Origin of the sequence: Candidatus Sarcina troglodytae (assembly GCF_015708635.1) — a bacterium.
Lineage (GTDB): Bacteria > Bacillota > Clostridia > Clostridiales > Clostridiaceae > Sarcina > Sarcina ventriculi.
In genome coordinates this window covers 1,383,883-1,398,903 of sequence record NZ_CP051754.1, presented here as the reverse complement: position 1 = coordinate 1,398,903, position 15,021 = coordinate 1,383,883, and the positions used below count along the sequence as shown (strand labels likewise).

The 15,021-nt window shown below is 29.0% G+C and carries 15 protein-coding genes; all 15 read left to right on the top strand.

What is annotated here, in order from left to right:
• Position 1: 1 nt before the first annotated feature.
• Entirely contained in the window at positions 2-487 is a 486-nt protein-coding gene (locus HH195_RS06280) for a V-type ATP synthase subunit K (protein WP_055257069.1), read from the top strand.
• A 22-nt stretch (positions 488-509) separates the two neighbouring features.
• The gene (locus HH195_RS06275; protein WP_055257068.1) at positions 510-1,106 is read left to right on the top strand and encodes a V-type ATP synthase subunit E; all 597 of its coding nucleotides are present in this window, start codon (positions 510-512) and stop codon (positions 1,104-1,106) included.
• A 15-nt stretch (positions 1,107-1,121) separates the two neighbouring features.
• Positions 1,122-2,126, top strand: coding sequence for a V-type ATP synthase subunit C (locus tag HH195_RS06270; RefSeq protein WP_196370256.1), 1,005 nt, complete (start codon positions 1,122-1,124; stop codon positions 2,124-2,126).
• Positions 2,113-2,430, top strand: coding sequence for a V-type ATP synthase subunit F (locus tag HH195_RS06265; protein ID WP_196371912.1), 318 nt, complete (start codon positions 2,113-2,115; stop codon positions 2,428-2,430). The genes HH195_RS06270 and HH195_RS06265 overlap by 14 nt, the downstream gene beginning before the upstream one ends.
• A 17-nt stretch (positions 2,431-2,447) precedes the next feature.
• Positions 2,448-4,217 carry a V-type ATP synthase subunit A gene (locus HH195_RS06260; RefSeq protein ID WP_196371911.1) on the top strand — a complete coding sequence of 590 codons (1,770 nt, stop codon included), beginning with the start codon at positions 2,448-2,450 and terminating at the stop codon, positions 4,215-4,217.
• A complete protein-coding gene (locus HH195_RS06255; RefSeq protein WP_055257065.1) occupies positions 4,217-5,596 on the top strand; it encodes a V-type ATP synthase subunit B in 1,380 nt (459 codons plus the stop codon). Before HH195_RS06260 ends, HH195_RS06255 begins: the two co-directional genes overlap by 1 nt.
• Positions 5,597-5,599: 3 nt before the next feature.
• A complete protein-coding gene (locus tag HH195_RS06250) occupies positions 5,600-6,244 on the top strand; it encodes a V-type ATP synthase subunit D (RefSeq protein ID WP_055257064.1) in 645 nt (214 codons plus the stop codon).
• 422 nt (positions 6,245-6,666) lie between these two features.
• Complete coding sequence (locus tag HH195_RS06245; RefSeq protein WP_196370254.1) at positions 6,667-7,626, top strand: MraY family glycosyltransferase; 960 nt, start codon at positions 6,667-6,669, stop codon at positions 7,624-7,626.
• Positions 7,627-7,707: 81 nt separating this feature from the next.
• Positions 7,708-8,178 (top strand): peptide deformylase, encoded by a 471-nt coding sequence (def, locus tag HH195_RS06240; protein WP_058991850.1) that lies wholly within the window; start codon positions 7,708-7,710, stop codon positions 8,176-8,178.
• 145 nt (positions 8,179-8,323) lie between these two features.
• On the top strand, positions 8,324-9,724 hold the full coding sequence (locus HH195_RS06235) for a cation:dicarboxylate symporter family transporter (RefSeq protein ID WP_243278487.1): 1,401 nt from the start codon (positions 8,324-8,326) through the stop codon (positions 9,722-9,724).
• Positions 9,725-9,860: 136 nt separating this feature from the next.
• A complete protein-coding gene (locus HH195_RS06230; RefSeq protein WP_055257060.1) occupies positions 9,861-10,133 on the top strand; it encodes an SHOCT domain-containing protein in 273 nt (90 codons plus the stop codon).
• 129 nt (positions 10,134-10,262) lie between these two features.
• Positions 10,263-10,469 (top strand): heavy-metal-associated domain-containing protein, encoded by a 207-nt coding sequence (locus HH195_RS06225; protein ID WP_196371909.1) that lies wholly within the window; start codon positions 10,263-10,265, stop codon positions 10,467-10,469.
• A 143-nt stretch (positions 10,470-10,612) separates the two neighbouring features.
• Positions 10,613-11,773, top strand: coding sequence for an alanine racemase (gene alr, locus HH195_RS06220; RefSeq protein ID WP_196370252.1), 1,161 nt, complete (start codon positions 10,613-10,615; stop codon positions 11,771-11,773).
• A gap of 52 nt (positions 11,774-11,825) precedes the next feature.
• Positions 11,826-13,280: a MocR-like pyridoxine biosynthesis transcription factor PdxR gene (gene pdxR, locus HH195_RS06215; protein ID WP_196370250.1), complete on the top strand. Its 1,455-nt coding sequence runs from the start codon at positions 11,826-11,828 to the stop codon at positions 13,278-13,280.
• A 139-nt stretch (positions 13,281-13,419) separates the two neighbouring features.
• Positions 13,420-14,985: a ClC family H(+)/Cl(-) exchange transporter gene (locus HH195_RS06210; protein WP_196370248.1), complete on the top strand. Its 1,566-nt coding sequence runs from the start codon at positions 13,420-13,422 to the stop codon at positions 14,983-14,985.
• Positions 14,986-15,021 lie beyond the last annotated feature (36 nt).

Here is a 15,021-nt window from a genome sequence, read left to right as displayed (position 1 = left end):
AATGACAATTATGGATTTTTTATCAAATGCTACTAGTTATAGTGGATTTATATTTGGAGCTTTAGGAATAGCACTTGCTGTTGGATTATCAGGAATAGGATCAGCAAAGGGTGTTGGGATAGTTGGAGAAGCTGCAGCAGGCTTAGTTACTGAGGAACCTGAAAAATTTGGTAAGGCATTAGTTTTGGAACTTTTACCAGGTACACAAGGTCTTTATGGATTCGTTATAGGTTTCTTAATACTAAATAATTTAAGTACAACAACTACTTTATCACAAGGTTTATATTTATTTGCAGCAGCATTACCAATTGCTATAACAGGTTTATTATCAGCAATAGCACAAGGTAAGGTTGCAGCGTCTGGTATTCAAATATTAGCTAAAAACCCAGATCACAATACAAAAGGTATAATCCTTTCTGCAATGGTTGAAACTTATGCTTTATTAGGATTCGTTATATCATTCTTATTAGTTAACAATTTATTCTAAGAAAGATTGGATGTGGAAGCTGATGTCAAATTTAAACAACATAACTTCTAAAATTATAAAGGATGCAGAAGAAAAAAGAGATGAAATTTTAAATGCTGCACAAGTTGAAAGTGATAGTATAATAGCAAAGGAAACTAAAAAGGCTAAAAATTTAGAAGTTGAGTTAATAGAAAAAGCAAAGATAGAAGCTAAAGCAAGAGAAAATAGAGTTATATCAAATGCTAGGTTAAAGGTTAGAAATAATGAACTTAAGGCAAAGCAAGACATGATAAGCAAAGTATTTGAAAAAGCAGTTGAGAGGCTAAATAGCCTTTCAACTTTAGAATATAAAGAATATATTTTAAGAGCTTTAGATTCTCTTGATTTAGAAGGAACAGAAATTTTAATAATAAATAAAAAAGATGAAGATGTAATAAACAATAAATTTTTATTAGATTTAAATAATAAATTAATAAGTTTAGGGAAAAAAGGTAAAATCTCTATTTTAACTAATGGTAATTTTGATAGAGGGTTTATTTTAGATAGAAATGGAATACAAATAAATAATACTTTTGAATCTTTAGTTAAATCACTAAGAAGTGAATTAGAATTAGAGGTAACTAAGGTATTATTTAATTAAGGAGGGAGGAAGTAGATGGATTCAATGCAATTTCTCCAATTAATTCCTAGAATTAGAGTGTATGAAAAAAGACTTCTTGATAAATCAAAGATAGAAAGAATGATAGATGCAAATACATCAGAGGATGTGCTTAAAGTTTTACAAGAAACTGATTATGCAGCATTTATGAATGATATAAAAAGACCAGAAGAATATGAAGTACTTCTATCTAAGGAGTTAGTTAGGTTATATGAAACTATGTATAAGGCTTCTCCTGTAAAAGGTCTTATTGATGTTATGGCAATAAAATATGATTATCATAATATAAAGGTTTTAATAAAAGGAAAAATCTTAAAACAAGATTTTTCCAATATGTTAATACCAGTTGGAATGATAGATTCTTCTATTTTAAAAAATGCTATTTTAGGAGATTCTCTAAGAGGTTTACCTAAACATATAGAAAAATGTATTGAGGAGATAAATAATAGGTTTGAAGAAAATAAGGATCCTCAAATTATAGATATAATAGCAGATAAATATTTATACGCTCACATAAATGATATAAGAAAATCTAAAGAGTTAAATGATAAATATTTAGATAAATATATAAATAGTATTATAGATTTAAATAATATAAAGACTCTTTTAAGAGTTAAGAAGCAACAAAAGAATGTTAACTTTTTATTAGATAGTTTAGTTCCTGGAGGAACTATTGATGAGAAAAAATATAGAGCAATGTTTTTAGAAAATACAGAAAATATACCAAATCACGTATTAGGGCAATATAATTCAATTGTTAAAGAAGGAGTTATAAGTTTTATAAATACAGGTTCTGTTAGTTTATTTGAAAAGCTAATAGACAATTATTTAATGAAATTTATAAAAGAAGCCAAACTTATAACAAAAGGATTAGAGCCAGTTTTAGCTTATATGTACGCTAAAGAAAGTGAGATTAAACAGGTTAGAACTATTATGGTTGGAAAACTAAATAACATTAGCAAGGAAGTTATAAGAGAAAGGTTGCGTGATGGTTATGTATAAAAAAGTTGCTGTAGTTGGAGATAAAGATTCTATTTTAGCTTTTAAAGCTTTAGGAATAGAGGTATTTCCAGTTGTAGAAAGTGCTGAAGCAAAAAAAATCATTGATAAACTTGCACATAAAGATTATGCAATTATTTTTGTAACAGAGCATGTAGCTAAAGATATTGAAGAAACAATAGAGAGATACTCAAAACAAATCCTTCCTGCAATAATACTTATTCCAAGTAATCAAGGAAGTTTAAATATAGGAAAACAAAGAATTTCGGATAATGTTGAAAAAGCTGTAGGCGTTAATATATTATAGAAAGTAGGATGATAAGTTTGAAAACCGGAAGAATTGTAAAAGTTTCAGGACCATTAGTTGTAGCAGATTCTATGGATGAAGCTAATGTATTTGATGTTGTTAAAGTTGGGGAAAAGAAGCTTATTGGAGAAATAATTGAAATGAGAGGTGATAAGGCTTCAATTCAGGTTTATGAAGAAACATCTGGTATAGGACCTGGAGATCCAGTTATAACAACTGGAGAGCCTCTTTCAGTAGAACTTGGACCAGGACTTATGGAAGCTATGTTTGATGGAATACAAAGACCTCTTGACGCTTTTATGAAGGCTGCAAATAGTTCGTTTTTAACTAAGGGAGTTGAAGTTAAATCTTTAAATAGAGGAAAAAAATGGGATTTTAAACCCGTTGTTAAAATTGGAGATAAAGTAAGTGAAGGAGATGTAATTGGAACAGTTCAAGAAACTCCAGTTGTACTTCATAAGATAATGGTTCCATATAAAGTATCAGGAATAGTTAAAGAAATAAAATCAGGAAGTTTTACAGTAGAAGAGATAGTTTGTATTTTAGAAACTGAAGATGGATTGAAAGAATTAACAATGATGCAAAAGTGGCCTGTAAGAAAAGGTAGACCATATGCTAGAAAATTAAACCCAGTAGAACCAATGACTACAGGGCAAAGAGTAATAGATACATTCTTCCCAGTTGCAAAGGGAGGAGCTGCAGCAGTTCCAGGACCATTTGGTGCTGGGAAAACAGTTGTTCAACATCAAGTTGCTAAGTGGGGAGATACAGAAATAGTTGTTTATGTTGGATGTGGAGAACGTGGTAATGAGATGACTGACGTTTTAAATGAGTTCCCAGAACTTATTGACCCTAAAACTGGTGAAAGTTTAATGAAGAGAACAGTTTTAATAGCTAATACTTCAAATATGCCAGTTGCAGCGAGAGAGGCATCCATATATACAGGAATTACAATAGCAGAGTATTTTAGAGATATGGGATATTCTGTGGCTATAATGGCAGATTCAACTTCAAGATGGGCAGAGGCACTTAGAGAAATGTCAGGAAGGCTTGAAGAAATGCCAGGAGATGAAGGTTATCCAGCATATTTAGGTTCAAGACTTGCAGAATATTATGAAAGAGCAGGTAAGGTTGTAACTTTAGGAAAAGAGGAGAGAGAAGGGGCAATTACAGCAATTGGGGCAGTTTCTCCTCCGGGTGGAGATATATCAGAACCAGTAACTCAATCAACTTTAAGAATAGTTAAAGTTTTTTGGGGCTTAGATGCACAATTAGCTTATAGGAGACATTTCCCATCAATAAACTGGTTATCTTCATATTCATTATATTTAGATAAAATGGGAATGTGGATGGATGAAAATGTATCTTCTGATTGGTCAAGTCTTAGAACAGAAGCTATGGCGCTTCTTCAAGAAGAATCAAAACTTGAAGAAATAGTAAGACTAGTTGGTATTGATGCATTATCAGAAGGAGATCAATTAAAACTTGAAGTAGCAAAATCTATAAGAGAAGATTATTTACAACAAAATGCTTTCCATGAGGTTGATACGTATTCATCTCTTAAGAAGCAATATAAAATGTTAAAACTTGTACTTGCATTTATGCATGAGGGACAAAGAGCATTAGATGCAGGTGTTTATTTAGATAAAATATTAGAACTTGAAGTTAGAGATAGAATTGCTAGAAGTAAATATATTCCTGAAGAAGAATTAGTTAAAATGGATGATATATTAGTTGAGTTAAAAGAATCAATAGATAAATTAATTAACGAAGGAGGGGTTATATAGTGCTTAAAGAATATAAAACAGTGACAGAAGTTGTAGGACCTTTAATGGCTGTTGAAGGCGTGGAAGGTGTAAAATACGATGAGTTAGTTGAAATTGAAATGCAAACTGGTGAAATGAGACGTGGTAAGGTTTTAGAAGTTAACGGAGATAAAGCTATGGTTCAGCTTTTTGAAGGTTCTTCTGGAATAAATCTTAAAGATACAAAGGTTAGATTTTTAGGAAAACCATTGGAACTTGGTGTATCTGAAGATATGTTAGGTAGAGTATTTGATGGAATGGGAAGACCAAAAGATAATGGTCCAGAAATAATTCCAGATAAGAGAGTTGATATAAATGGTGAGGCTATAAATCCAGTTGCTAGAAATTTCCCATCAGAATTTATTCAAACAGGAATTTCTGCAATAGATCACTTAAATACTTTAGTTAGAGGACAAAAGCTTCCGGTATTCTCAGCAGCAGGTCTTCCTCATGCAGAACTTGCAGCACAGATAGCAAGACAAGCTAAAGTTTTAAATTCCGATTCAAAATTCGCTGTTGTATTTGCTGCAATTGGTATAACATTTGAAGAAGCAGAGTTTTTCGTTGAAGAATTTAATAGTACAGGTGCAATTGACAGATCTGTTTTATTTATGAATTTAGCATCAGACCCAGCGGTCGAAAGAATTGCAACTCCTAGAATGGCGCTTACTGCAGCTGAATATTTAGCTTATGAAAAGGGAATGCATGTTTTAGTTATAATGACAGATATAACAAACTATGCAGAAGCTTTAAGAGAAGTGTCAGCAGCTAGAAAAGAAGTTCCTGGAAGAAGGGGATATCCAGGATATTTATATACTGACCTTTCAACACTTTATGAAAGAGCAGGAAGAATAATCGGAAAAGAAGGTTCAATAACTCAAATTCCAATTCTTACAATGCCTGAGGAGGATAAAACTCATCCAATTCCTGACCTTACAGGATATATAACAGAAGGGCAAATAATGCTTTCAAGAGAGCTTTATAAAAAAGGAATTATGCCTCCAATAGATGTCCTACCATCTCTTTCAAGACTTAAAGATAAGGGAATTGGTAAAGGAAAAACTAGAGAAGATCATGCAGATACAATGAATCAATTATTCTCAGCTTATGCACAAGGTAAACAAGCTAAAGAACTTGCTGCAATTTTAGGTGAATCTGCACTATCAAATGCTGATAAAGCTTATGCTAAATTTGCTGAAGCTTTTGAAAAAGAATATGTTTCACAAGGATTTACAACAAATAGAAGTATAGAAGAAACATTAAAGCTTGGATGGAAACTACTTAAGATACTTCCAAAAACAGAGCTTAAGAGAATTAGAGATGAATACTTAGAAAAGTATATGCCAGGAGATGATGAGTAGAATATGGCTCAAAAATTAAACGTAAATCCTACAAGAATGGAACTATCAAAGCTAAAGAAAAGATTAGTTACATCTAAAAGAAGTCATAAGCTTTTAAAAGATAAACAAGATGAGCTTATGAGACAATTTATAAATCTTATTAAATATAATAATAAGATTAGAGCAGAGGTTGAAAAAGAACTTGGAGATTCTTTAAAAGATTTTGTTATGGCAAGAGCTGTTATGAGTTCAGAATTTTTAGAAGAAGCTATAGCTTATCCAAAAGAAAATATAAAGGTTGAGGTTGGAACTAAAAATGTAATGAGCGTTAATGTTCCTATAATGAACTTTAAAAGAGAATTAGAAGGAGATGAGGGAAGTATTTACCCTTATGGATTTATGAATACCTCAGCAGAATTAGATGATGCTATAGGAAAACTTTACAGAGTGCTTCCAAAGCTTTTAGAACTTGCAGAGGTTGAAAAATCAGGTCAACTTATGGCAGATGAGATAGAGAAAACAAGAAGAAGGGTTAATGCTCTTGAATATATGACAATTCCTCAATTAGAAGAAACTATAAAATATATAAGAATGAAGCTTGATGAAAATGAAAGAGGAGCTTTGACAAGACTTATGAAAGTTAAATCTATGATAGATCAAAGGGGATAAAAAATAGGTTTAGGGATAACTTCCTTAAACCTGTTTTTTTATAATAAAGAATAATATAAAACACAATAAATTCAAAAAAACAACATATATTAAATTATTTTACAAAATATAGTATAATGTTTTATTTAATAGGGGTGAGTTAATATACAACAAATTATTAAATTAATTATAATAGATGAAATAAAAGCTTATTTAGATCCATAGAAAATAGAGATAAAGAAGATTTCAACAGTAATTTAAACTTTGATGAAGTATATTTAAGAAAAGAAGAATTTTTAGTATTAAATAGTGAAATAAAAAACATAATAAGTAAGTATAAAGAAAAGAGAGAAAAAACAGATATATATCATATGTTTTCTATTTGTGCTAAAGGAAAAATAAAATAGCTTTAAAGAAACATATGTAACTTAAGGGTGAATTTTATGTTAACTTACTTGTTTATATTAATAAGTTCATTTTTAATAGTATGTATTTTAATGTTGCCTTTAATAAAACTATCTAATAAATATGGATTTACAGATAAACCTACCGGGAGAAAGAAGCATGATAATCCAATATCTTTAATAGGAGGAGTTCCTATGTTTATCTCATTTTTTTGCGTTTATCTGATTTTCATAAATAAGCTTGCAGATATAAAGGAATCTATAATAATTTTAATAGCCTCGACTATGGTTTTTATAATAGGATTATTAGATGATTATAATAAAACAAAATCTTTAGAATTTCATATAACACCTAGGCTAATTATTCAAATAATAGCAGCTATATTTATATATAAGTCAGGAATAGTTTTTATAGGTTTTGCAAATTCTTTTACAGGAAATTACATAATACTACATAAATTTTCACAATTAATACTTACAGTAATGTGGATATTTGGAGTAACAACAGTTATAAATTGGATAGACGGGATAGACGGGCTTGCTGGATCAATTGTATCAATTTCAGCTACTTCAATGTTTATAATTGCTTTGATTAAAGGAGAAAATGTTTCAGCATCAATATCTATAGCTTTAGTTGGGATGACTTTAGGTTTTTTAATATTTAATAAATATCCTGCTAAAGTTTTTATGGGAGATTCCGGAACGAATTTTTTAGGCTTTATTTTAGCTATTATTACGCTAGAAGGTGCTTTTAAACAAACAACAGCTCTTTCGATGTTAATACCAATACTTATTTTAGGTATACCAATTTTTGATAATGTATTTGTAATATTAAAAAGAATAAAAAGGAAAAAGCCAATATATAAGGCAGATAGAAGTCAAGTTCATTATAGGCTTTTAGAAAAAGGATTAAGTATTAATCAAACAGTTACATATTTGTGTGTTTTAAGTATATTTTTAAGTTTAATTTCAATATTAATATTTTTATTTAAATTATAACTAAAATATTTTTTATGATGAAAAAGTATGAAATTTGTGCTTTAATATATTTAAAGAGGTTAAGAAAAGGAGAAATTTAATATGTCAGTTAAAGAGATAGTTCAATTGGGTGCACCTTGCTTAAGGAAGGTATGTGATCCTATTTTAAATATAGAAGAGGCAAAATCTATTATAAATGATTTAAAGGATACATTAGCTACGGTAGATGGAATTGGTTTAGCTGCTCCGCAAATAGGAGTAACTAAGAGAGTTATTTATATAAATTTTGGTGATGGAGAAAATGAATATGTTCTTATAAATCCTAAAATTTTAGCAGTTTCTAAAGAGGTTCATGAAGATTATGAAGGATGTTTAAGTTATGTAATGCATGAAGGGTTAGTTGAAAGACCAATTGCAGTTAAAATAGAAACTCTAGATGAACATGGAGAGAAAAAAATATACGAAGCTCAAGATCTTTTAGCAAGATGTTTTATGCATGAAATAGATCATTTAGATGGGATAATGTATGTAGATAGGGCTAGTGAGATGTATGAATTAGTTGAAGAAGAATAGAAGATAATTTTAAAATTCTAAGGTAAATTAAATTTATCTTAGAATTTTTTATTTATTAATGATAATTATATTGACATAAATGGATATAAAATGTAATATAATAACATATAAAAATCATAGGTTTAATATGATAATGGGGGACGAAATGGGAAGTAATAAATTTTTATCAGAATTTCTTATGATAACAAACGTAAAAACAATATTATTTATTGGAATATTATTAGGTTTGTTTTATTTAATGAGAATGTTAGAAAAAAAGAAAATAAAATTTTCAAAAAGGATGTTTTTAGCGATACTGTTAGGATTCGTTATGGCATTTATTATACAATTAATTTCAGGATTTCCCAATAATCCGACAGAAATTACTTGGATAAATGAAACAACTGCATGGTTTGGTTTATTTGGTTATGGATTTATGGACTTATTAAAGATGATAACTGTGCCATTAATATTTTTCTCAATAATAAAAGTAATAATTGGAATGGAAGATGATGATAAATTAAGTAAAATCGTTACGACATCTATAGTAATGTTATTATTGACTACGTTATTAGCAAGTGTTGTAGCTATAATTGTAGGTAATTTATTTAGTTTAGGTATTAATACTCAAAGTGTTTTATCAGATACAACAGCAAGAGAGGTTACATCTGTTATATCTACTTTAAGAGAATTGCTTCCTAGTAATCCTTTTAAAGCAATGGTAGATGGAAATATAGTTGGAGTTGTTATATTTTCTAGTTTTATTGGTCTTGCTATGAGAAGACTTAAAAGAAAAGATATAAAAGTAATGGAGAGCATAGAAAATGTAGTTATAGGAAGCTATAAAATAACAATTAGTATAACAATGAGTGTTATAAAATTTATGCCTTATGCTGTAATTGCTCTTTTGGCTAATACTATTTCACAAAAAGGGATAACTGCAATAGCTAGTGTTTTTGATTTTATAATCGCTATATATTTGAGTATATTTATAATGTTTATTATTCATTTATTTATAATCTCTTTAAACGGGTTAAATCCTATAAAATATTTAAAAAATGTTATGGAACCTTTAATTTTAGCTTTTACTTCAAGGTCAAGTTTAAGTACTCTTCCAGTAACTATTGAAACATTAAGTAAGAATGTAGGAGTAGATGAGGGGATAGCAAGCTTTGTTGGAAGTTTAGGATCTAATGCAGGAATGAATGGATGCGCGGCAATATATCCAACCCTTATAGCTATCACTTTAGGAAACATGGCTGGAATAACAATGGACTTTAGCTTTTATGCTATGCTTTTAGTAATAGTTGTTATAAGTTCGCTTGGAATTGCAGGAGTTCCAGGTACTGCGACTATAGCAGTATCTGTTGTTATAAGCGGTATGGGAATGGGGGAATATTTACCTTTAGTAGGTGCTATAATTGCGATAGATCCAATTTTGGATATGGGAAGAACTATGTTAAATGTAAGTGGTACTATGGTAGTGACAGTTAGTGTAGCTAAAAGATTCAATAAAATAAAAAAGATAATAGATGGAGATAAGAAAGAAAAAGTTATTTTAGAATAAAAAAGAATTAAATATAATACAAAAAGATTATCTTTTTAAAAAGATAATCTTTTTGTATGTATTGACATTAAAAAATAAAGGTATATAATACATGTATACCACCCCACGGGGGAGTAGAGAATAAGGAGTTGATATTATGTGTTATGGATTTGGAGGTTCAGGAGGCTTTGGTTTTGGTTTTTTAGGCTTTTTAATCACTATAATTGTTATATGTGCTATAGTTTATTTTGCTTATAAAATTTTTAGAAATAACAATAATGAAAATAAATTTAATCTTTCTAATAAGTTAAATCTTTCTAAAAGCGATAATTTAAATAATAAGGCTTTAGAGATATTAAATGAAAGATATTCTAAAGGTGAGATTTCAGATGAGGAATATAATTTTAAAAAAAATCAAATACTAAGATAAATTTATTTTAAAATTTTAGTGTAATATTTTATTTTTATATTATATTAAATATTGACAAATATAAATAAAGGTATATAATAAAAATAAATCACCCCCCAAGGGTGGGGAGTATATGTAAAAGGAGAGATAATTATGAAAAAAATAATGATAGATGGAATGAGTTGTCAACATTGTGTTGCACATGTAAAAGAAGCTTTAGAAGAATTAGGAGCTACTTCAATTGAAGTAAATTTAGATGGAAAATATGCAAAGGCTGAAACTTCAAAGAATAATCAAGAAATAATTGATGCTATAGATGAAGCAGGATATGATGTTATAAATATTGAAGAAATATAATAAATACATATTTACATAGAAAAGATAAAAGAAACCACTAAGGACTTAAATAAAGTCTTTGGTGGTTCTTTCTTTTAATAAGATTTTTAATATAATAATAATAGAGATTAAGATACGTAATTTAAAAGGTAGGTAAATAGAAAATGAATAAAATGATAAGACCTGTATGGGCAGAAATTGATTTAGATGCAATAAAATATAATATAGATAGTATAAAAAGAAGAGTTGATACAAAAGAATTAATAGCAGTAGTTAAGGCAGATGCTTATGGTCATGGAGCTTTAGATGTGTCTAAAACATTAGTAGAAAATGGGGCTACAAAACTTGCAGTAGCAGTTATAACAGAGGCTATGGAACTTAGGCATGGAAATATTAATACCCCTATTATGATACTTGGATATACTCCTTTAGAATTTGCGGCCGATTTAATAAACTATGATATTGAGCAAACAATCTTTGATTTAGAGTATGCTAAAAAATTATCAGAAATAGCATTAAATTTAGGAAAAAAAGCTAAAGTTCATGTAGCGTTAGATACAGGAATGGGAAGAATAGGTTTTTTAATAAATGATAATAGTTTAAATGAAATTTTGAAAATTTCTTCTTTAAAAGGTTTAGAAGTGGTTGGAATATTTACTCATTTTGCTACCGCAGATGAAAGTGATAAAAATTATTCAAATAAGCAATATAAAAAATTTACTGATTTTAATGAAAAACTAATAAGTAAAGGAGTCAATATACCTTTAAAGCATGTATCAAATAGCGGTGCTATAATAGATATGCCTAATACGTACTTAGATGGAGTAAGAGCTGGAATAGTTCTTTATGGTTATTATCCATCAGAAGATGTATTAAAACAAAATTTAGATTTAAAAAAGGCTATAACTATAAAGACACAGGTGGCTCATGTTAAAATTTTGGATAAGGATGAGTATGTAAGTTATGGAAGGAAGTTTAAAACAGAAAGAAAGAGTATTATAGCAACACTTCCTATTGGATATGCAGATGGATATTCTAGGGCTTTAACTGGAAAGGCTAAAGTTATAATAAATGGAAAATTTGCTCCGGTAGTTGGAACTATATGTATGGATCAATGTATGATTGATGTAACTGATGTAGGGGATGTTCATGTAGGAGATGAAGTTATAGTTCTAGGTAAGGATAAAGATTTAAAATTTGATGCAGATGATATGGCTAAAGCTATGGGAACAATAAATTATGAGGTTTTATGTATGATAAAGCAAAGAATTCCAAGAGTTTATATAGAAGATGGAAAAGTTAAAAGTATACGTAACTATATTTAATTGCTTTTTTATATTATAATTAGGGAAGAATAAAGAATAAGTAGGTGAGATTTTGATTTTTTCATCCTTAAATATAAATAAAGAAGAAAAGATACACATTCAGATACAAAACCATATAAAAAAAGAGATAGATAAGGGTATATTAAAAAAGGGAAGTAAACTTCCATCAACTAGAGAAGTTAGTAAAGTTTTAGGTATTAGTAGGAATTCTGTAATATTAGCTTATGAAAATTTAGAAAACGAGGGAATTATAGAAACTTTTAGAGGAAAAGGAACTTTTGTAGCTATTGAAAAAGAGATAAAAAGTGATGATTTTAAAGTTAAATGGAATAATTTTACAGAGGATTACGGTAGACTATGTGAAGAGTTAGATGTGGTCAAAACGGAATTGCCGTGGAAGAGAGGAATGATTTCCTTTAAAAGTATAGCACCAGATGAGAGCTTTTTTGACTTAGAAGAGTTTAAAAGGGCTTTTTTAAATGTTTTTTCTATGGAGGGAGATAAACTTTTAAATTATGGATATGCAAAGGGATATAAACCATTAATAGAATATATAAAGGAATATATGAGGAAAAAAGGTGTACTTACAGATGGAAAGGATATTCTAATAACAAATGGCTTTACTGAAGCTTTTGATATACTTCTTAGTACTCTTACAAAACCAAATGATGTGATTGCTTGTGAGAATCCAACACATAATACTGCTATAAAAATAATGAAAGCTCATAAATTGAATATAAAACCCATAAAGATGGATGATGATGGAATAAACTTAGATAGTTTAGAAGAAACCTTAAAAAAGTATACTCCTAAGATTATATATTTGATTCCATCATACCATAATCCAACAGGTATAGTAATGGATGGTGAGAAGAGGCAAAATGTATATAATATCTGTAAAAAGTATAAAGTACCTATAATAGAGGATGGATTTAATGAAGAATTAGTATATTCAAGTTCCCATGTAGCGCCTCTTATAGCGTTAAGTAATATGGGAAATGGTGTTATTTATGCTGGGAGCTTTTCTAAAATATTATTTCCAGGGATAAGAATTGGTTGGATTTTTGCAGATGAAAAACTTATAAATGTTTTAGAGAGTGTAAAACGTGCTAGAAATATACACACATCTTTTATAGATCAAGGTATTTTTCACAAGTATATGGAAAGTGGTTCTTTTAAGAGGTATGTAAAAAAAATAAGAAAATATTATAAAGATAGATACGATTTCACTATAAAGACGATAGAAAAGTATATACCATATGATGAAGTTTTAGGTAATGGTGGACTTTATATATTTGTAAAAATTAATGGGCTAAATACTAGAGATATTTTAAGAGAATGTTATAAAAGGAATGTAGTATTTATGCCAGGGGATATATTTTTTATAAATAAAGAAGAAAAGAATTGGATGAGAATAGGATTTTCTAGGACTAGTGAAGAGGAAATTGAAGAAGGAATAAAAATAATTGGAGAAGTTATTTTTAGTTTGAAATCTAAAAATAACTAACACTTTAGATTGTAAATTTAATATTAATTATTTTAAGGATTAGTTTTTTTTATGGTTAGTAATATCTTATAATAGTTGAGTAACTGTATTTTAAGAGTTATAATAAATCGTACTGAATTTTAAGAAAGGAGTGTAAACTTTGGGTAATAAAACATCTAAAGTCTATGAAACTTTAAAAGGGTTAAAACTTAGGGTTATTCTAGAAAGTATCATAATAGGTGTAGGTGCTGGATTTGTAATATCATTATATAGACTTATATTAGATTATTTAGATGGATATACAAAAGCGGCATATGCATTTATGGATGCCAACAAAATATATATAATTCTAGGTATAATAGTTTTAGCAATAATGGGCTATATTGTTGGTAGACTTGTTGAAAATGATGGAATGATAAGTGGTAGCGGTATACCACAAGTTGAAGGTATACTTACAGGGTATTTTGAAGTTTCACCAGTTAGAATATTAATAACTAAATTTATAGGTGGAGTTATAGCTATTGGAGGAGGATTATCTCTTGGAATAGAAGGGCCTTCAATTCAATTAGGTGCAAGTGTTGGACAAATAATAAGTAAGTTGTTTAAAAGAATAAAATTAGAGGAGAGATTTCTTTTAACAAGTGGAGCAGGAGCAGGTCTTTCAGCAGCGTTTAATGCACCTTTAGCAGGTGCTATGTTTGCGATGGAAGAAGTACATAAAAATTTTTCTCCTATAATTTTATTATCTGCGATAGCAGCTGCTGTTAGTTCAGATTTAGTTACTTGGATATTTTTTGGATCTAAACCTATCCTAGATACCCATGCACTTTCAGTAATTCCTTTTGAAGATTATGCATTACTTATAGCTTTAGGAATTATATTAGGATTTGCAGGTGCATTTTATAATGTAGTACTGCTAAAAACTCAAGACCTTTATAAAAAAATAAAAGCTAAACTTAGATATAGAATGATGATTCCATTTATGTTTGCTTTAGTTTTTGGTTTGACTATGCCACAAATATTAGGTGGGGGAAATGATCTTATAAATAATATACTAGTTAATGGCATGGCAATTAAAGTAGCAATAATGCTTTTAGTATTTAAGTTTATATTTTCAATGATAAGTTTCTCATCTGATTCTCCAGGTGGAATATTGTTTCCACTTTTAACATTAGGGGCATTAGTTGGAGTTGCATTTGGAGATATATCAGTTACTTATTTTGGTCTTAGTCAAGGTTTATTAATGAATTTTATATTAATTGCAATGGCAGGAATGTTTTCATCAATAGTTAGAGCACCTTTAACAGGGCTTATATTAGTTTGTGAAATGAGTGGAAACTTCTCACAATTAGGTGCAGTTGCCGTAGTTTGTGGTGTAGCTTTTTTAGTTGCAGACTTAATCGGAAGTAAACCAATTTATGAATCATTATTAGAGAGAAGAATAAAAGCTAATACTGGTATGATAGTTGGTGATGGTTCAGAAAAAGTTTTAGTAAAATATATAGTTCATTTAGGAACACCAATAGTTGGAAAAAAATTAAAAGATATAAAACTTCCAGATGGTGCCTTAATGGTATCAGTTGAGAGAAGTGGTAGCGATATAATACCAAATGGAAATACAATGATTCGTGCAGGAGATTATGTGGTTGCAATAGTTTCTGAAGATAAAGAAGCAAATCTTAGAACCTATTTAGAAAAACTTTGTGAAAAAGAAGATGTAGATTAATTATATATATTTTTAAGGCTTAAAGGATACTCTTTA